Source organism: Azospirillum cavernae (genome assembly GCF_003590795.1).
Lineage (GTDB): Bacteria > Pseudomonadota > Alphaproteobacteria > Azospirillales > Azospirillaceae > Azospirillum > Azospirillum cavernae.
Window position 1 is genome coordinate 716596 of the sequence record NZ_QYUL01000001.1, and the last position, 18856, is coordinate 735451.

At 65.8% G+C, this 18856-nt stretch carries 17 protein-coding genes; 13 read left to right on the forward strand and 4 right to left on the reverse strand.

Annotation, left to right across the window (positions count from 1 at the left end):
* Positions 1-3 precede the first annotated feature (3 nt).
* The 8 genes from tolQ (at position 4) to ftsH (ending at position 8956) form a co-directional block, all read left to right on the forward strand.
* Entirely contained in the window at positions 4-738 is a 735-nt protein-coding gene (gene tolQ, locus D3877_RS03430) for a protein TolQ (protein ID WP_119829349.1), read from the forward strand.
* 3 nt (positions 739-741) lie between these two features.
* Positions 742-1221 carry a protein TolR gene (gene tolR, locus D3877_RS03435; protein WP_119829350.1) on the forward strand — a complete coding sequence of 160 codons (480 nt, stop codon included), beginning with the start codon at positions 742-744 and terminating at the stop codon, positions 1219-1221.
* Between the two features lie 15 nt (positions 1222-1236).
* Positions 1237-2541 (forward strand): hypothetical protein, encoded by a 1305-nt coding sequence (locus D3877_RS03440; RefSeq protein WP_119829351.1) that lies wholly within the window; start codon positions 1237-1239, stop codon positions 2539-2541.
* 2 nt (positions 2542-2543) lie between these two features.
* Complete coding sequence (tolB, locus tag D3877_RS03445) at positions 2544-3896, forward strand: Tol-Pal system beta propeller repeat protein TolB (RefSeq protein WP_119829352.1); 1353 nt, start codon at positions 2544-2546, stop codon at positions 3894-3896.
* Positions 3897-4046: 150 nt separating this feature from the next.
* Complete coding sequence (gene pal, locus D3877_RS03450; RefSeq protein ID WP_119829353.1) at positions 4047-4511, forward strand: peptidoglycan-associated lipoprotein Pal; 465 nt, start codon at positions 4047-4049, stop codon at positions 4509-4511.
* Between the two features lie 225 nt (positions 4512-4736).
* Positions 4737-5591, forward strand: a complete 855-nt coding sequence (ybgF, locus tag D3877_RS03455; RefSeq protein ID WP_119829354.1) for a tol-pal system protein YbgF — start codon at positions 4737-4739, stop codon at positions 5589-5591.
* Positions 5579-6940 (forward strand): tRNA lysidine(34) synthetase TilS, encoded by a 1362-nt coding sequence (gene tilS / locus D3877_RS03460; protein ID WP_238474711.1) that lies wholly within the window; start codon positions 5579-5581, stop codon positions 6938-6940. The genes ybgF and tilS overlap by 13 nt, the downstream gene beginning before the upstream one ends.
* 81 nt (positions 6941-7021) lie before the next feature.
* Positions 7022-8956, forward strand: a complete 1935-nt coding sequence (ftsH, locus tag D3877_RS03465; protein WP_119829355.1) for an ATP-dependent zinc metalloprotease FtsH — start codon at positions 7022-7024, stop codon at positions 8954-8956.
* Between the two features lie 128 nt (positions 8957-9084).
* Here ftsH and D3877_RS03470 read toward each other — a convergent pair whose 3' ends face one another.
* Together D3877_RS03470 and fabI are read right to left on the reverse strand one after the other, a co-directional pair.
* On the reverse strand, positions 9085-10260 hold the full coding sequence (locus D3877_RS03470) for a hypothetical protein (RefSeq protein ID WP_119829356.1): 1176 nt from the start codon (positions 10258-10260) through the stop codon (positions 9085-9087).
* A 114-nt stretch (positions 10261-10374) separates the two neighbouring features.
* Complete coding sequence (gene fabI / locus D3877_RS03475) at positions 10375-11223, reverse strand: enoyl-ACP reductase FabI (protein WP_119829357.1); 849 nt, start codon at positions 11221-11223, stop codon at positions 10375-10377.
* A 106-nt stretch (positions 11224-11329) separates the two neighbouring features.
* On the opposite strand from fabI, the gene D3877_RS03480 reads away from it, so the two are divergent.
* Positions 11330-12658: a YihY family inner membrane protein gene (locus D3877_RS03480; RefSeq protein WP_238474712.1), complete on the forward strand. Its 1329-nt coding sequence runs from the start codon at positions 11330-11332 to the stop codon at positions 12656-12658.
* Between the two features lie 76 nt (positions 12659-12734).
* Here D3877_RS03480 and D3877_RS03485 read toward each other — a convergent pair whose 3' ends face one another.
* Together D3877_RS03485 and D3877_RS03490 are read right to left on the reverse strand one after the other, a co-directional pair.
* The gene (locus D3877_RS03485) at positions 12735-13700 is read right to left on the reverse strand and encodes a DnaJ C-terminal domain-containing protein (RefSeq protein ID WP_119829359.1); all 966 of its coding nucleotides are present in this window, start codon (positions 13698-13700) and stop codon (positions 12735-12737) included.
* A 41-nt stretch (positions 13701-13741) separates the two neighbouring features.
* Positions 13742-14215, reverse strand: coding sequence for an RT0821/Lpp0805 family surface protein (locus D3877_RS03490; protein ID WP_199720688.1), 474 nt, complete (start codon positions 14213-14215; stop codon positions 13742-13744).
* Between the two features lie 173 nt (positions 14216-14388).
* On the opposite strand from D3877_RS03490, the gene pdxH reads away from it, so the two are divergent.
* The 4 genes from pdxH (at position 14389) to D3877_RS03510 (ending at position 18854) form a co-directional block, all read left to right on the forward strand.
* Positions 14389-14988, forward strand: a complete 600-nt coding sequence (pdxH, locus tag D3877_RS03495; RefSeq protein ID WP_119829360.1) for a pyridoxamine 5'-phosphate oxidase — start codon at positions 14389-14391, stop codon at positions 14986-14988.
* A 304-nt stretch (positions 14989-15292) separates the two neighbouring features.
* Positions 15293-16684, forward strand: a complete 1392-nt coding sequence (locus D3877_RS03500; protein ID WP_119829361.1) for a methyl-accepting chemotaxis protein — start codon at positions 15293-15295, stop codon at positions 16682-16684.
* Positions 16685-16759: 75 nt separating this feature from the next.
* Positions 16760-17584, forward strand: coding sequence for an MBL fold metallo-hydrolase (locus tag D3877_RS03505; RefSeq protein ID WP_119829362.1), 825 nt, complete (start codon positions 16760-16762; stop codon positions 17582-17584).
* Positions 17585-17624: 40 nt separating this feature from the next.
* A complete protein-coding gene (locus tag D3877_RS03510; protein WP_119829363.1) occupies positions 17625-18854 on the forward strand; it encodes an SLC13 family permease in 1230 nt (409 codons plus the stop codon).
* The last annotated feature ends 2 nt before the right edge of the window (positions 18855-18856 follow it).

Here is an 18856-nt window from a genome sequence, read left to right on the forward strand (position 1 = left end):
GCGATGGATGCCCTGCAAACCGCCCAAATGGTCGGCGCCGCCGCCGCCACCAAGGCTCCCGAGATCACGATCCTCGGCCTGTTCTGGCAGGCTGACGCGGTCGTCAAGATCGTCATGCTGATGCTCGTCGTCGCCTCGGTCTGGTGCTGGGCGATCATCATCGAAAAGCTGATGCGCATCCGCCGCCTGAACGCCCAGGCCGACGCCTTTGAAGAGGGCTTCTGGTCGGGCGGGTCGCTGGACACGCTCTATGACCGCATCGGCCAGAATCCGGGCGACCCGATGGCGGCGACCTTCGCCGCTGGGATGCGCGAATGGCGGCTGGCCGCCGACCGTGGCCTGTCCGGCACCATGAAAGGCTCGCTGCAACAGCGGGTCGAGCGGGTGATGGCCGTGACCATCGGGCGCGAGATGGCGCGGGCCGAACGCTACATGACCTTCCTGGCCTCGGTCGGTTCGACGGCCCCCTTCATCGGGCTGTTCGGCACGGTGTGGGGCATCATGAACTCCTTCACCTCCATCGCCGGGTCGGGCAACACCAGCCTCGCCGTGGTGGCGCCGGGCATCGCCGAGGCGCTGTTCGCCACCGCCATGGGCCTGCTGGCCGCCATTCCCGCCGTGCTGTCCTACAACAAATTCTCCACCGACCTTGGCCGTTACGCCGACCGGCTGGACACCTTCTCGGGCGAGTTCGCGGCGATTTTGTCGCGCCACCTCGAGGAGCGGGGAGCCGCCTGAACCATGGCCGGACAACTCGCAGGCAAATCCCACGGGCGCGGCAAGCGCCGGGGCTATCGCGCGATGGCCGACATCAACATGACGCCGTTCATCGACGTCATGCTGGTGCTGCTGATCGTCTTCATGGTCGCCGCCCCGATGCTGACCGTCGGCGTGCCGGTCGATCTGCCCAAGACCAACGCCGCCCCGCTGGAGCAGCAAAAGGATCCGCTGTTCGTCACCGTGCAGACCGATGGACAGATCTTCGTCCAGGAATCGGCGGTGGAACTGGGCAACATGGTGCCGCTGCTGATCGCCGTGACCAACAACAACCCCGAAGCCCGCATCCTGGTGCGCGGCGACCGGACGATCGCCTATGGCAAGATGCTGGAAGTGATGGGCACGATGAGCGCCGCCGGTTTCAAAAAGGTCGGTCTGGTGGCTGAGATGCCAAGCGGCCCCGCCGCGACCTCGGCGCGCGTCGGCGCTGCCCCGGTGCGTTGAGGCGGGCGGATCTCCATGCGCAAGCCCCTGATCGCCTCGGCTGTTCTGCACGTCGCGTTTGTCGCGTTGATGGTGCTCGGCATGCCGCCCAGCGATCGCAAGCTCGAAATCACCCCGTCGATCCCGATTGAGATCGTCGAGATGGGCGAGGTGACGCAGGCCGCCCGCGTTGAAAAGGGCGAGACCAAGCCCGCCAACGCGGTTCCGCACCCGCCGGTGCCGGAAACCAAGCCGACGCCGCCCGCCCCGACGCCGCCCGACGAGCAGGACGAGCCGCCGCCCCCACCGCCGCCGCCAACCCGCACGCCGGAGCCGCCGAAGGTCGCCCAGGTCCCGCCGCCGCCGCGCGAGCCGACCCCGCCGCCCAAACCGACGCCTCCGCCGCCGCCACCTCCCCCGGCGCCGCCGCCCCCACCTCCGCCGCCTCCCGCGCCGCCGCCTCCGCCGGAGCCGTCGCCCGTTCCCACGCCCAAGCCCCCGGAACCCAAGCCGGAGCCGAAGCCGGAACCGCCGCGCCCGCCGGAACCGCCACGGCCTGAGCCGCCCAAACCGGAACCGCCGAAGCCGCCCGAGCCTCCCCGGCCGCCCGAGCCGCCGAAGCCGGAACCGAAAAAGCCGGAGCCGCCCAAGCCGGAGCCTAAGAAGGCTGAGCCTGCGCCCGCCAAACCGGAACCGGCCAAGCCCGAACCGGCGAAGCCCGCGCCCGCCAAACCGGCGGAACCGGCCAAACCGACGGAAACCGCCAAGGGCGATCCGAAAAAGACCGACGCCCCGGCCAAAACGGCGGAAAAGGCGGCGGCCAAGACGGATCCGCTGTCGGACCTGCTGTCGAACGTCGGCAAGCTGAAGCCGTCGGACAACCCGAAGGCCGACGGCAAGCCGTCCGCTTCGGCGTCGGCCAAGGCGGACAGCGCGGCCAAGCCCAGCCAGCAAACCGCCTCGGCGGCGCCCGCTGGCGCGACCAAGGCGGTGAACGGCCCCGACAAGCCGTTCAAGCCGTCGGGCCGGGCGCTGGACGCCATCCGTGGCCAGCTCAGCAAGAACTGGAACTTCGATTCCGGCCGCAAGGACTCGAACTCGATGCAGATCGAGATTCACGTCGAGGTGGGCCGTGACCGTTCCGTCATCCAGGCCTACATCGACGAGAAGTACCGTTCGCGCTATATGACCGACGCGGCCTTCCGCGCGTCCGCCGACGCCGCCGTTCGCGCGGTCAAGCGCTCCAGCCCGCTGGAGCTGCTGACCAGCGAGTTCACGGCGGACAAATACGACCAGTGGCGTTACATCGTGTTCAATTTTGACCCGAGGGACATGTTCTGACCATGACGACGAAGACGAGGCTTCTGCTGAAGCTCGCTGGCTTGACCGGCGCGCTTCTCTTGTCCCTCGGCGTTGCCGCTCCGCAGGAGGCGCGCGCCGAGTTGCGCATCGACATCACGCGGGGCGTGGTCGAACCGCTGCCCATCGCCATCACCAGCTTCGCCGGGGCCGGTGGACGCGACGCCCAGACCGGGGCCGACATCGCCAAGGTGATTTCCGCCGATCTGGAACGGTCGGGCCTGTTCCGTCCGCTCGACCCGCGCGGCTTCCTGCAAACGCCCGAACAGCTTCGCGCCGGCGATCCGCGTTACCAGGATTGGAAGGCGTTGGGCGCGCAGGCGCTGGTCGCGGGCAACACCACCACCGGGTCCGATGGCCGCATGAAGGTGGATTTCCGCCTGTGGGACATCGCGTCCAGCCAATACATGCACGGGCTGAGCTACACCGCGCCGGTCCAGGAATGGCGCCGCATCGCCCACATCGTCGCCGACGCCATTTACAAGCGTCTGACTGGCGAGGACGGCTATTTCGACACGCGCATCGTCTATGTGGCCGAATCCGGCCCGGCGAACGTGCGCAAGAAGCAGCTCGCCATCATGGATCAGGACAGCGAGAACCACCAGTTCCTGACCGACGGGCAATCTTTGGTCCTGACGCCGCGCTTCTCGCCGACGACTCAGGAAATCACCTACATGTCGTACTTCAACAAGAAGCCGCGCGTGTATCTGTTCAACATCGACACGGGTCGGCAAGAGGTGCTGGGCGATTTCCCCGGCATGACCTTCGCCCCGCGCTTCTCGCCCGACGGCAACCGCGTCATCATGAGCATGGCGCAGAACGGCAACACCGACATCTACACGCTGGATCTGCGGACCCGCCGCCAGACCCAGTTGACCGACTCGCCGGGCATCGACACCGCGCCCAGCTATTCGCCGGACGGCCAGCGCATCGTCTTCGAGTCGGACCGGGGCGGCAGCCAACAGCTTTATCTGATGGGCGCCGACGGGTCGGGCGTGAAGCGTTTGAGCTTTGGCGAGGGGCGTTACGGCACGCCGGTCTGGTCGCCGCGCGGCGATTTGATCGCATTCACGCGTCAGCGTGGTAGCAGCTTTGCAGTGGGCGTGATCCGCCCGGACGGTTCGGGCGAGCGAATCCTGAGCGAAGGCTACCATGTGGAAGGCCCCACCTGGGCGCCCAATGGCCGCGTCTTGATGTTTTTCAAAGACTTGCCGTCGGGTGACGGGCGTGGACGGAACGCCAAGCTTTATTCCATCGACATTACGGGGGCGAACGAGCGCCGTGTCAGCACGCCGTTGGACGCGTCCGATCCGGCGTGGTCGCCCTTGATTCCCTAATCAACTGCTCCTATTTTGCGGCAGCGCGAAGACAACGCTTGCAGGCGGTGGTCGGACGTCGGTTTTCCGTCGGGGTTGGCGGAAAAGAGCGGTCTTCGCAATGCTGATCCGACCATCCGAACAGACGTTGTTTCTAAGGGGTCCCTGAACATGCGCATGAAATTCCTGGCTTTGGCCGCCGTCGCCCTGCTCGCCGCTTGCGAAACCGCTCCGAAGGACGCCAACACCGGCGCCGCCACCGGCACGAACGCGATCCGTCCCGGCTCGCAGGAAGACCTGGCCGTCAATGTTGGCGACCGTGTTTTCTTCGGTCTGGACCGCTATGACCTGTCGCCGGAAGCCCGCGCCACCCTGGACCGTCAGTCCAAGTGGATGCAGACCTATGGTTCGGTCACTGTGACCGTCGAAGGCCATGCCGACGAGCGCGGCACCCGCGAGTACAACCTGGCGCTCGGCGAGCGTCGCGCCAACTCGGTGAAGAACTACCTGGCCGCCAAGGGCGTCCCGGCCAACCGCGTCAAGGTCGTGTCCTACGGCAAGGAAAAGCCGGCCGTCGTCGGTTCGACCGAAGCCGCCTGGTCGCAGAACCGCCGTGGCGTGACCGTCGTCGACTAAGGTCGGCACGGAACCGTTCGGGTTCAAAAGAACGCCGCGCCGGGGAAACCGGGCGCGGCGTTTTTTATGCCCGGTCTCGGGGCCGCTGCGGCGGTCTTTGGCTGTGTCGGGTGATCGGGGCGGGTGCGCTCGGCGCTCTCTTCTGCTAAACAGCGGTCATCACTTTGCCTTTTTGACTTGGCACCGTCACAACGGGATCCTCAAGCCCGGACAGGAAGATTGCGCATGACCAAAGCCTCCTCCGTCGCCGCTCTGCTGTTGAGCGGTCTGCTGTGCGGGACCTCCGCCCTTGCTCAAACGGCGTCCCAGATCGACCGTGTTCAGCGGTTGGAGGGGCAGGTCGCCGCGCTTGGCGGGACTGTGCAGGTGGCTCAGGATTCGTCGCTCGCCGCCGATTTCGAGGTGCGGCTCCAGCGGTTGGAGCGCGACGTGTCGGTGATGACCGGGCGCTATGAGGAGACCACCTATCAGATTTCGCAAATGCGCGAACGTCTGGAAAAGATGAACGCCGACATTGATTTCCGCCTGAAGGACGTGGAGTCCAAGGGCGGCGGGGCGATGGGCGGCAACGCCATGGGCGACGGCGCGTTGGGGCCGTCGAAGGCGGCCAAGGGAGCGGACAAGCCGCAAGAACGCGCGCCGGAGAAGGCCCCGGAAAAACCGTCCGCCGTTGCGGCGTTGCCCGCCAACGCCACGCCGGAAAAGCAGTATGAGCGCGCTTTTGAACTGTTGCGCCAGGCGGACTATGACAAGGCGGAAAAGGCGTTGCAGGAGTTCATCACCAAGAACAAGACCCACGCCTACGCCAGCAACGCGCAATATTGGCTGGGCGAAAGCTATTACGTCCGCAACAAGTTCCCCGAAGCGGCGCAGGCCTTCGCCGAAAACCTGTCGAAATACCCGAAGAATCCCAAGGCGCCGGACAGCCTGCTGAAACTTGGCATGACCTTGCAGCAGTTGAACAAAAAGTCGGACGCCTGCACCGCCTTCAACCAGTTGATGACCAAATTTCCCGAAGCCTCGGCCAGCGTGAAGCGGCGCGCCGACACGGAGCGCAAGCGCATCAATTGCCCGACCTGACGACCCGCCCGCCAGCGGCGGCGGCTCCGGTTTCCGACGCGGAGTTCGCCCGGTTGATGGCGCGTCTGGGTGGTTTTGAGTCCGCCCCCCGGCTGGCGGTCGGCGTTTCGGGCGGCGGCGACAGTCTGGCCCTGACCCTGCTTCTGCATCGCTGGGCGACGGAGCGGGGCGGGGCGCTGTTGGCGCTGACGGTCGATCACGCCTTGCGCCCGGAATCGGCGGCGGAAGCCGCCGGGGTCGCGCAGACGATGGCGCGGATCGGCGTTCCCCACCGCGTCTTGCGCTGGGAGGGGGAGAAGCCCCACGCCGGTCTTCAGGCGGCGGCGCGCGAAGCCCGGCATCGCTTGCTGATCGCCGCCTGCGTTGAGGCGGGCGTCCTTCATTTGGCGCTGGCCCACAATCAAGAGGATCAAGCGGAAACCCTTCTGCTGCGCCTGTCGCGCGGATCCGGGGTGGATGGGCTGGCCGGGATGGCGCCGAGTCGTTCCGCCGGACCCATCCGGTTGATCCGCCCCTGTCTGGATCTGCCGCATGAACGGTTGCTGGCGACCTGCCGGGCGGCGGGGCTGGACTGGGTCGAGGATCCCTCCAACCAAAACCCGCGCTTCGCCCGCGCCCGATTGCGCGCGGTTGGGGCTTTGTTGGCCGACGAGGGGCTGACCGCCGAGCGGTTGGCCGAAACCGCCCGCCGCGCCGCCCGCGCCCGCGCCGCGCTGGACCGCGCCACGGCGGACCTGCTGGCCGTGGCGGCGTCGCTGCGTCCCGAAGGCTGGATCCGCCTGGACCCGGCGCCGGTGATGGACGCCCCGGAGGAAATCGCGCTGCGGGCGTTGACCCGCTGTCTGACCGTGGTTGGCGGCGGGGCGCGCCCGATCCGCGACGCGGCGGTGGAACGGCTGTATGGCGAGCTGCGGACGGGGCTGGAGCGGGGGCGAACGCTGGCGGGGTGTCGGGCGCTGCGCCGCCGGGGCGCCGTCCTGATCGCGCGGGAGGCCGAGGCCGCCACGGATCGTCGCGTCGTCGCGCCGGGGGAGTGCGTGTGGTGGGACCGCCGCTTCACCGTCGCGCCGTCCGCCGCTCGACGCTCGCCCGTGGAGGTGGCGCGTTTGGGCGTTTCCGGCTGGTCGCGCGTGGTCGCGGAAAAACCCGAGTTGCGGCGGCTCGATCTGCATGCGACGGTGCGGGAGACACTGCCAGGTCTGTGGTCGGATGGGCGGCTGCTGGCGGTTCCGACGCTGGGATTTGCCGGGGATGACCAACCGATGACCGACCATGTGCGCTTTTCTCCGGCCTTGCCGTTGGCAGGGCCAGCTTTTCCGGTTGTTTTGGCAAGCGGCGGCATTATTTAATCTGGGAACGTGCCCGTGGAGACCGGGGTGCGGCCTTGTCGGCGCACCGCACGGCGATGGGTTCGCAGAAAGGCGTGTGACGTGAACAATTTCGGCAAGAATCTCGCCCTCTGGATCATCATAGGGCTGCTGCTGGTGGCCCTGTTCAACCTGTTCCAGAGCTCTTCGACCCGCAGCCCGCAAACGACCGTTCCGTTCAGCGAGCTTCTCGCCGAAGTGGATCGGGGGCAGGTTGCCGATGTCCAGATCAAGGGCAACCAAGTGTCTGGCCATTTCAGCGATGGCCGCTCCTTCAGCACCTTCATTCCGCCCGAAGCCGGGCTGGTGGAGCGTCTGACCAACAAGAACGTGCGGATCAGCGCGGTCCCCGACGACAGCAACGTCCCGTCGCTGTTCTCGGTCCTGCTGTCCTGGTTCCCGATGCTTCTGCTGATTGGCGTGTGGATCTTCTTCATGCGTCAGATGCAGTCGGGCGGCGGCAAGGCCATGGGCTTTGGCAAGTCGCGGGCGCGCCTGCTGACCGAAAAGGTTGGCCGCGTCACCTTTGACGACGTCGCCGGCATCGACGAGGCCAAGCAGGAACTGTCGGAAATCGTCGATTTCCTGAAGGACCCGCAGAAGTTCCAGCGGCTGGGCGGCAAGATTCCGAAGGGCTGCTTGCTCGTCGGCCCGCCCGGCACCGGCAAGACCTTGACCGCGCGCGCCGTCGCCGGTGAAGCCAACGTGCCGTTCTTCACGATTTCCGGTTCGGACTTCGTCGAAATGTTCGTCGGCGTCGGCGCGTCCCGCGTCCGCGACATGTTCGAACAGGGCAAAAAGAACGCCCCCTGCATCATCTTCATCGATGAAATCGACGCGGTGGGCCGTCATCGCGGCGCCGGTCTGGGCGGCGGCAACGACGAGCGGGAACAGACGCTCAACCAGTTGCTGGTCGAAATGGACGGGTTCGAGGCGAATGAGGGCGTGATCCTGATCGCCGCCACCAACCGCCCCGACGTTCTTGATCCGGCGCTGCTGCGTCCGGGCCGCTTCGACCGTCAGGTCGTGGTGCCCAACCCCGACGTTCTGGGCCGCGAGAAGATCCTCAAGGTCCATATGCGCAAGGTGCCGCTGTCGCCGGACGTTGACGCCAAGGTGATCGCGCGCGGCACCCCGGGCTTTTCGGGCGCCGATCTCGCCAACCTCGTGAACGAGGCGGCGCTGCTGGCGGCCCGCATCGGCAAGCGCGTGGTCGGCATGAGCGAGTTCGAGAACGCCAAGGACAAGGTCATGATGGGGGCCGAGCGCCGCTCCATGGTCATGTCGGAGGATGAGAAGAAGCTGACCGCCTACCACGAGGCCGGTCACGCCATCTGCGCCGTCCACAGCGTGGACAGCGATCCGGTCCACAAGGCCACCATCATCCCGCGCGGTCGCGCCCTGGGCATGGTGATGCGTCTGCCGGAAGGCGACCGGATTTCGCTGTCGCAGGCCAAGCTGCTGGCCGATCTGTGCGTCGCCATGGGCGGCCGCATCGCCGAAGAGCTGATCTTCGGCAAGGATCGGGTGACGACGGGCGCCTCGGGCGACATCAAGATGGCGACCGAAATGGCCCGCCGCATGGTCACGGAATGGGGCATGAGCGAGAAGCTCGGCCCGCTCCTGTACGGCGAACCGACGCAGGAGGTGTTCCTCGGCCATTCGGTGACGCAGCACAAGAACATGTCGGACCGCACGGCGCAGACGGTGGACGAGGAAATCCGCCGGATCGTCGATGAGAGCTATGAAAAGGCGCGGACGATCCTGACCGAGAACATCGATCAGTTGCACGCGCTGGCCAAGGGCTTGCTGGAGTTCGAGACGCTGAGCGGCGAGGACATCAACCGTCTTCTGCGCGGCGAACCGATCATCCGCGACGAGGACCGGGAGAGCTACACCCCCGCCCCGCCGCGTCAGCCGACCTCGGGCCGCCGTTCCTCCGTTCCGCCCACCGGCGGGAAGGAAGGCGGCATGGGGCCGGAGCCGCAGGGAACCTGATCGCCGCTCAGGCTTGCCGGAGGCGTTTCGCCTCCGGTGGGCTTGGCGGGTGAGGGTTCGCGCACAAAAAAGCCGACGCATTCCTGGGGATGCGTCGGCTTTTTCTTTGATGGCGTTCTGGAAGAGGCTTAGAAAGACCCCTTCTGCTCGCGCCGACGGTCCAGCGCGATGTCGAACTGACGTAGCAGCTTTTGGGTGCCTTCAAAATACAGCTTGCGCGAGGGCGTGTTCTTCATGCAGCGGGCGTCAAGATGGGACACGCTGGTCAGCGCCGACACGCAATAGCCGAGCAGCCAATAGCGCGACCGGATGGTGCGCAGATACTCGCGGAATGGTTCGGGCTTTCCGGCCATGAACGAGCTGAAGGCCGTTTCGTAATCGGCCAGAATGCCCCGAATGTCCATCAAGGTGGTGTCCAGCAGCTTGCCCACCTTTTCGATGTGCATCAGCAACTGGGTCTCATAGGGTTTGTGCATGCGGATGTCGACCGGCACGCAATCCTTGGATTTCAGCCAGTTCAGGATCACACGCGCGCGCGGGGCGATGCGGCGCAACTGGTATTCGTAGAAGGTGGTTCCCTTCCAGGCGCTGAAAATCGTGTCGGCTTCGCTGCGTTCGATGCCGAAGGCGGACACGAACAGCCCGGCCTCTTCCAGGTTGGGGTTCCAGATGGCTTCCAGGAAGCGCTCGATGCTCTGGGCGTTGCCGCCGCCGCCGCTGCCACCCAACGCCTTGCGGACGATGGGTTCGATGCGGGCGCGGATGAGGCGGCGAAGCTGGTGGTCTTCCTCGTTGCTGATGAGCCAATGGCGGGGATCGACGTTGACCTTTTCCGCCTCAAAACAGGTTTTCAGCAGGAAGGCGTCGAGCGACGGGACTTCGTCGATCATCGACAGCATTTTCATGTCGCCGATGATGCCATTTTCCCCCGGGCCGTTCTTGATGCCGAACTGTTCTTCCAGCAACAGCGCGCTGTTGTGGCCGCGCAGATAAACGGCGACCCCGCCGGATTCCGGCGACTTTGCGTTGTGCGGCACATAGATGCCGGTTTCGACCGGCCGTCCGCCACCCTCGGCTATGTCGTCATCATCCCCCGAGATCGGGCCGCCGCCGCCGTCGTCAAGGCCGTTGAAGCTGGGGTATTTGAACAAAATCGAGCTGTTCAGCCCCTGCGCCTTGAACATTCTCTGCTCTTCGGGGATGTCGCGCGTGATCGCGATGAGATTCATCGACACGCTGGAGCCGCCGTAGAGAATCTGTTCCAGAATCGGGGAGACCGAATCCATAGTCTTGCGAGCGCGCATCAAAATTACCCGATCTCAGGAATTATGGGCAGAGCATAGACGGCATGGGCACAAACGGAAAGGGGGATCGGCTGAGCGATCCCCCTTTGCAATCTATGGATGTATTGTTGAACGTTAGCCCGCTTTCGGCGCGCCGCCCAGCGAGTTCAGAAGCTGGGCCACCCCGGCGGCCTCATCCACCGCAACCATGCCAACGGTGTGATAGCCGCTGTCGACATGCATCACCTCGCCGGTGACGCCGCTGCCCAGATCGGACAGCAGGAACAGGCCGGCGCCGCCGACCTCCTGGATGGTGACGTTGCGCTTCAGCGGGGCGTTCAGCTCGTTCCACTTCAGGATGTAGCGGAAATCGCCGATGCCGCTGGCGGCCAGCGTCTTGATCGGACCGGCGGAAATGGCGTTGACACGGATGTTCCGGCCCCCCAGATCGACGGCGAGGTAACGCACGCTGGCTTCCAAGGCCGCCTTGGCGACGCCCATGACGTTGTAGTGCGGCATGACGCGCTCAGCCCCATAGTAGGATAGGGTGATCATGCTGCCGCCGTCGGTCATCAACGGCACGGCGCGTTGCGCCACGGCGGTGAAGGAGTAGCAGGAGATGTCCATGGTGCGGAGGAAGTTGCTCCGCGTGGTGTCGAGATACAGGCCGTCCAACTCGTTCTTGTCGGAAAACGCGATCGCATGAACCACGAAATCCAGCTTGCCCCATTCCGCTTCGATGGCGGCGAACGTCGCGTCGATGCTGGCCTCGTCGGTCACGTCGCAGGGCAGAACAAGGCGCGCGCCGACCTGATCGGCCAGCGGCTTCACCCGCTTCAACAGGGCGTCGCCCTGATAGGTGAAGGCCAACTCCGCCCCGTGCTGGGCCAGGGTGGACGCAATCCCCCAGGCGATCGAGCGGTCGTTCGCCACGCCCATAATCAGGCCACGCTTGCCAGCCATGAGCGGCATCGGATTGGACATTGGTACCTCGTGAACTGGGCTATTGCCGCGAAAAGTGGGGCGCATCCTACACGAAAGCGTCGGCCGGTCAAACCGACGCCGCAGAATCCGGGGCAGGAGATTCACCATGACGCCGCTTGAACGCCGGTTGGCCCAATCGCGCCGGATGGTCGCGCGCTTGCGTGATTGGGGCGGCTTCTTCGGCCATTCGATGCTGCGCTTTTACAACGACAATTGTTTCCAGACCGCCGCGTCGCTGACCTACACCTCGTTGCTGGCCATCGTGCCGCTGATGACCATCGGCTTCGCCATCTTCTCCGCCTTTCCGGCTTTCAGCGCCTTGCAGACGCAGATCCAGATGACGATTTTCAAGAATCTGGTGCCGGAGATCGGCGACGCGATTCTGGATTATCTGAGCCGCTTCATGGCCAACGCCGGGCAGATGCCGATTTTTGGCGTCATTGGGCTGGCGGTGTCGGCGGTGCTGCTGATCTGGACCATCGAGGGGGCCTTCGCAACCGTCTGGCGGGTGCGGGAGCCGCGCTCCTACGTCACCCGCATCCTGTCCTTCTGGGCTGTGGTGTCGCTGACGCCGCTGTTCGTCGGGGCCAGCCTGTCGCTGTCGAGCACGCTGTGGACGGCCCTGGAGTTCGCCCATCTCGACGGCGTGGCCTATCCCCTGGCCGGTGTCGGCGTGCTGCTGCCGCTAGCGCTGCAATTGGTCGGCTGCTCGCTGCTCTACCTCATCATTCCCAACCGCGAGGTGTTTTGGCTCGACGCCTTTTGCGGCGGCGCGGTGGGGGCGGTGTTGTTGGAGGGATCAAAGGCGGTGTTCGCCTGGTACATGCGTGAATATCCGGCCTATCAAACCATCTATGGGGCGCTGTCCACCGTTCCGATCTTCCTGTTCTGGCTCTACATCGCCTGGTCGACGGTCCTGTTCGGCGCGGTGGTGACGGCGTCCCTGCCGGAATGGCGGGCGGGAAAGATCACGCGCGGCGGGCCGGAAGGCTTGTCGCCCGCCCAGCGGCTGGCGCTGGCGTTGGCGGTGCTGGCCGAGTTGAAGGAGGCGAGCCGACTCGGCGTTGGCTTGCCGCGTCGGACGCTGGTGGCGCGGGTGCCGGTGGGCAGCCTGTTGATCGACGGCATTCTGGACCAACTGCTCGACGCCCATTGGGTCGCTCACACCACCCGCGACTCGTGGGTGGCGACGCGCGATCTCGCCGAATCGACTCTGCTCGACCTCATCAAGGCGCTGGGCATCGGCATGCGCGGGTCGGTGCGGGAACTGGGCGATCTGAACCGCCCGTGGCAGGAGCGAACCGCCCGCCTGCTGGAACTGGCCGACGGACGCCAGGGCGAGGTGCTGAACGTGTCGATCAAGAGTCTGCTGGCCGACGGCGTGGCGGAAGAGAACAGCTCGACCACGCTGTCGGTTCGCGCGGTGAAGGGGTAGGGGGCTTGCTCTCCAAAGAAAATGGCCCGCCAAAGGACGGGCCGGTTTTCAGAAGTCGCACAGGCCAATTAGGCTATCAGTCCAGCCCCGCCTTTTTGCGGACGTCGTAGCTGCGGGTCTTGGACCATTGCTCCATGAACTTGACCAGCTCGGCGTCGGGCGGGTCGGGCAGCATGACCTTCAGCTTCACATACTGGTCGCCCGCCGTTCCGCCGGATTGGCTGGCGACGCCCTTGCCGCGCAGGCGCAGGACCGATCCGGTGTTGGCGCCGGGCGGCACCTTCACCGCCACCTTGCCGCTGATCGTCGGCACATGGATGGTGGCGCCCAGAACCGCCTCGTTCAGGGTGATGGGCACCTCGACATGGATGTCGCCGTCCTGGCGGGTGAAGAAGGGATGGGCCTCGACATGCACCTCGATGATGGCGTCGCCGTTGGGCATGCCGCCCATGCCGGGCAGACCCTGACCCTTCAACCGCAGCTTCTGCTCGTTCTCCGTGCCGGGGGGAACCGCCACGTCGATGCTTTTGCCGTTGGACAGGCTGATGCGCCGCTTGGTGCCTTGGGCGGCCTCGACGAACGGGACCGACACCGAATAGGCGATGTCGCTGCCGCGCACCTTCGGCCCGCTGGACGATCCGGCGCCGGGGCCGCCGGTGGGGCCAGCCCCCGCGCCGCCGCGACGGCGGGCGCCGCCGAACAGGTCGGAAAACCAATCGTCGCCACCGCCGGCGCCGCCGAAGAATGAATCATCGGCGGCGCCGCTGTAGGCGCGTCCACGTCCGGCATGGCCGCGTGGACCCGCGTGACGTTCCTGGCCCGAGGAGTCGATCTCCCCCCGGTCGAACTTGGCGCGTTTCTCGGAGTCGGACAGCAGGGTGTAGGCCGCTGAAATCTCCTTGAAACGCTCCTCATTGGCGGCGTCGCCCGGTTTCAGATCCGGGTGATGCAGCTTGGCAAGTTTCCGGTACGCCTTCTTAATGTCATCGGCGCTGGATGATCGGCTGACGCCAAGAACGCTGTAGGGGTCACGCGTGGCCACGGGCAAAGCAATCCTGCCCCCAGGAGCGGGGCATCAAAAGGTTACTGATTGGCGATGATCTTCCACGTTCCATCGGGTTGTTTGCAAGCGGTTCCGTAAGCAAGCTCCGTCCGACCGCCAACCGTGACCGTCTGTTGATACTCGCGGCAATAGGTTCCGCCGTTGCTGTAGCCGTCGCGCGTGGTGGTGACGGTGCCGGAATTGCCCGATTGCGGGTTGTTCCAGGCGATCCGATCGCCCACCGGGGCGGCGTAGGCGCGGCGCGCGGCGGTGCTGGCGAAATCGGCGTCGGCCTTGTCCAGCGACGCTCCGATCTCCTTGCCGACGAAGGCGCCCAGCAGCGTGCCGACGCCGGTGGCGATCAGCTTGCCCGATCCGCCGCCGATCTGCGACCCGATCAGGCCGCCGGCCACGGCGCCGCCGACGGTGCCGAAGGTTTCCTTGGTGCCGCCGGTGGTGCAACCGGCGAGCAGGGCCACGGCCAGAACGGTCGGGACGAGTTTCTTCACGAACATCTGCGCCTCAAAAAGGTTTGGGTCCCGCCCGCGCCTTATCCGATGGCGCGGTGGTGGACAGTGATATAAGCGACCCTATCCTTGCTGTGAATTGGCATGACGGTGGGCGCCATCGTTTTTCACAGCTTTACAACAGCCCGCCCTTGCCCCCGGATGGAACAGGACGATCCGCGATGACCGACACGAGTGACCGCAACCCGTATGAGCTGTTCGCCGAATGGCTGGACGAGGCCGGACGAAGCGAGCCGAACGACCCGAACGCCATGGCGCTGGCCACCGCCGACCCGGCGGGCGCGCCGTCGGTGCGCATGGTGCTGTTGAAGGGGGTGGATGACCGGGGTTTCGTCTTCTACACCAACACGGAAAGCCGCAAGGGCGAACAGCTTCTGGCCAACGCCAACGCCGCGCTGTGCTTTCACTGGAAATCACTGCGCCGCTCGATTCGGGTCGAAGGCCGGGTGGAGCAGGTGACGGACGCCGAGGCCGACGCCTATTTCGACAGCCGTCCGCGCGAAAGCCGCATCGGGGCCTGGGCCTCGCAGCAGTCGCGCCCGCTGGAAGGGCGGTGGGAGCTGGAAAAGCGGGTGGCTCAATTCGCCGCCAAACACGCCATTGGCCGCGTGCCGCGCCCGCCGCACTGGACTGGATTCCGCGTGCTGCCCGCCCGCATCGAGTTCTGGCAGGATCGTCCCTTCCGTTTGCACGACCGGCTGCTCTATCTCAGGGACGAGGCGCAAGCGACGGGGTGGACCACGGACCGGCTCTATCCTTAAGCGACCTCCCGTCGCGGGGCGCGCCCACCGAACGGGCGCGCTTCCGGCGCCGATTTTCGCGCGTGTCTTCGCGTGCGTCTCCCAATCGGGATGGTTGTTACCGGTCCGGGAAAACCCGAATGTTACGCTCTTGCGGCATTTGACACAATCTTGAGGCGCTCGTTCACGCTTGGGTATTCGACCAATGGACAAGGGGTAGGCCCCTCAGTTTGGGGTTCCATCGGTTGCGAGAAAACTTAAATAGCGTAATAATTGTGCGCGGGAGTGAGCGTTCAGAAACAAATCTACAAAAACGGTGGTGGACATGGACAGCGGGTTCGGAATTCGGCCTCACCTGATTGAAGACATCGCCAAAGAGGCGGGCAATCTGGGCATTGAGATCGCGGACATCGCCGGACACATTGAGGACGTCAACGCGCGCGTCAACCGGCAATCCACGGTGTTTGTTGAGCTTCGCGACACCGGCGCCAAGATGTCGCAAAGCACCCAACGGATTTCCGCCGCCTCCACCGTCGCGCGCGCCGTCACCGAACAGGCCCGGCAGGAGGTGGAAAGCTCCCACGACCGGGTCCAGACCTCGCTGACCGACATTCACGCGCTGGTGTCCTCGGTGGCCGGGATTGAGCAGCAGATCATCGGGCTGCGCGGCGCGCTGGACCGCGTCGGCAAGGTGGCCAAGGAAATCTTCACCATCGCCAAGCAAACCAACCTGTTGGCGTTGAACGCCACCATAGAGGCGGCGCGGGCGGGGGAGGCCGGGCGCGGCTTCGCCGTCGTCGCCAACGAGGTCAAGGCGCTGTCGTCCAAAACCAGCGAGGCGACGACGGAAATCGACTCGACGCTGAAATATCTGAACGAGCAGGCGCAGCGGTTGATGACCGAAAGCTCGGCCAGCGCGGTCAAGGCCCGCGCGGTGAGCGAGGGCACCACCGCCATCGGCGCGGTGATCGAAACCGTCGGTCGGGCGATGCGCGAACTGCACGGCGAAACCGACAAGATCGAATCGGCGTCGGCGGAGATCGGGGCCAACTGCGCCGATCTGGAGCATGAGATCGCCGATCTGGCGGTGGGCGTGAAGCTGTCGAGCGAAAACCTGTCGCAAGCGCGCGATCGGGTGAACACCCTGGTCGGCATGAGCGAGCGTTTGATCGGCATCACCGCCGAATTGAACATCGAGACGGTGGACACCCCCTTCATCAAGCTGGTGACGGAGGCGGCGGCGAAGGTCTCGGCGGCGTTCGAGGACGCGGTCGCCCGTGGCGAGGTGGGCGAGGCTGACCTGTTCGACCGCGCTTATCAGCCGGTGTCGGGATCGGATCCGCAGCAATTCACCACGCGCTTCACCCAGATTTGCGACCGCCTGCTGCCGGACATTCAAGAGCGGGTGTTGGCGGGGAACGAGCGAATCGTCTTTTGCGTGGCGCTGGACGAAAACGGCTATCTGCCGACTCACAATCGGAAATTCAGCCAGCCGCAAGGGCGCGACGCGGTGTGGAACGCCGCCAATTGCCGGAATCGGCGGATGTTCAACGACCGCGTCGGCTTGGCCGCCGGGCGCAACACCAAGCCGTTTTTGCTGCAAACCTACCGTCGCGACATGGGCGGCGGCAATTTTGCGCTGATGAAGGACGTTTCCGCCCCGGTGATGGTGCGTGGCCGCCATTGGGGCGGCTTGCGCGTCGCGTATAAGGTGTAAGAGCGCCGCGTTTGCGCTAAACTCGCGCCACAACGGCAAAAGGGCGCGGGTCTTCGCGCGTGAAGGGGCGGGCGCATGGGGTTTTCTGTCACCTTTTGGGGCGTCCGGGGAACCATCCCATGCCCGATGGCGTCGCATCTGGGCTTTGGCGGCAACACCTCTTGCGTCGAGGTGATCGCGGGCGACCAGCGGATCATTCTGGACGCGGGCACCGGCCTGCGCCCGTTGGGGCGCAAGCTGCTGGCGGAGGGGGTGACGTCGGCCACCCTGCTGCTCAGCCACACCCATCTCGACCACATCAGCGGCTTTCCCTTTTTCGCCCCGGCCTACACCAAGGGATTCGGGCTGCGCGTGATGTCCGGCCATCTGATGGGCAGCCCGAACATCGAAGCGGTGATGTCCCGCCAGATGGAGCGGCCCCTGTTTCCGGTGCCGCTGCGCACGATGGGCGGCGACATCAGCTTCATCGAGATACCGGCGGGCCACAGCTTCAAGCTGGCGGGCGGCGTGCGCATCCACACCGCCGCCCTGAACCACCCGGACGGGGCCACCGGCTACCGAATCGAGCATCAGGGCCATTCGGTCGCCTACGTCACCGACACCGAACATGTGACCGACCATCTTGACCGCAACATCCTCAACCTTGTCGATGGCGTCGATCTGCTGCTTTATGATTCGACCTACACCGACGAGGAATGGACGCAGCGAATCGGCTGGGGCCATTCGACCTGGATGGAGGCGGTGCGCATCGCCCGCACGGCCCATGTCAAACAACTGGGGCTGTTCCACCACGACCCCGACCATGACGACGCGGCGATGACGGCCATCGAAACGGCGGCGCGGGCCGAATTTCCGAATTGCTTCGCCGCGCGCGAAGGGACGACGCTGGTCCTGGGATGAGCTATAGGGAGGGCCGTGTTACTCCCCCTTGGTTTTCCCCATGACCGCCACCATCCTCGGGCTGTTCGCCATCACCTATCTGGGCATGGCGCTTGGCCGCTTTCCCGGTCTCAGCATCGACCGCACCGGCATCGCGCTGGTGGCGGCCATTCTGCTGTTGGCCGTTGGCGCGCTCGACACCAAACAGGCGGTCGAGGCCATTGATTTCCCCACCATCTTCATCCTGCTGGGTCTGATGATCCTGTCGGCGCAATACGCGGGCAGCGGTTTTTACGATTGGTGCGCCCTGCGGGTGGCGCGGGCGGCGCGGTCTCCGGCCCGCCTTTTGGCGGTGATCGTCGCGGTGGGCGGCGGGCTGTCGGCGGTGTTGGCCAACGACGTGGTGGTGTTCGCCATGACGCCGATGCTGTGCGTCGGGCTGTCGGCGCGGCGACTCGACCCGCGTCCGTATTTGATCGCGCTGGCCGGGGCGGCCAACGCCGGATCGGCGGCGACGATGATCGGCAACCCGCAGAACATCCTGATCGGGCAGGTCGGTCATCTCAATTTCTGGCGCTTTCTGGAGGTCTGCGCGATTCCGGCCCTGGCGGCGTTGCTGATCGTCTACGCCGTCGTCTGGCTGGTGTGGCGGGGCCGCTTCGGCGAACCGCAGGGGGACGGGCAAGTGGCCGAGGCGCCGTTGGACCGTTGGCAGTTGGGCAAGGCGGTGACGGCCACGGCGGCGCTGCTGGCGCTGTTCGCCCTGCCGATCCCGCAGGAGCATGCGGTGCTGCTGGTGGCGGGCGTCATGATGATAAGCCGCCGCATGGCCAGCCGCGACATGCTGGGGACGGTGGATTGGCATCTGCTGGTGCTGTTCGCCGCGCTGTTCGCCATCAACCACGCGCTGGGGCTGACCGGCCTTCCGGCGGCCTTGATTGGCGATCTGACGGCGGCGGGCTGGCTCCCCGACCGGCTGGCGGTGATGGCGCCGCTGGCGCTGGTGGGCAGCAACAGCATCGGCAATGTCCCGGCGGTCATCCTGCTGCTGGCGGCGTGGCCAACCCCGCCCGAAGGGGCGCTGTACGGCTTGGCCCTGCTGACGACGCTGGCCGGAAATCTGCTGCTGCCCGGCAGCCTCGCCAACATCATCGTGGCGGAGCGGGCGGCGGCGTCCGGCGTGCGGCTGGGCTTTGTCGAACACGCCCGTTGCGGCGTGCCGATGGCTCTGCTGTCCATGGCGGTCGCCGCCTTGTGGCTGTGGGCGCGGGGGTGGATGACGTTCGCTTGATC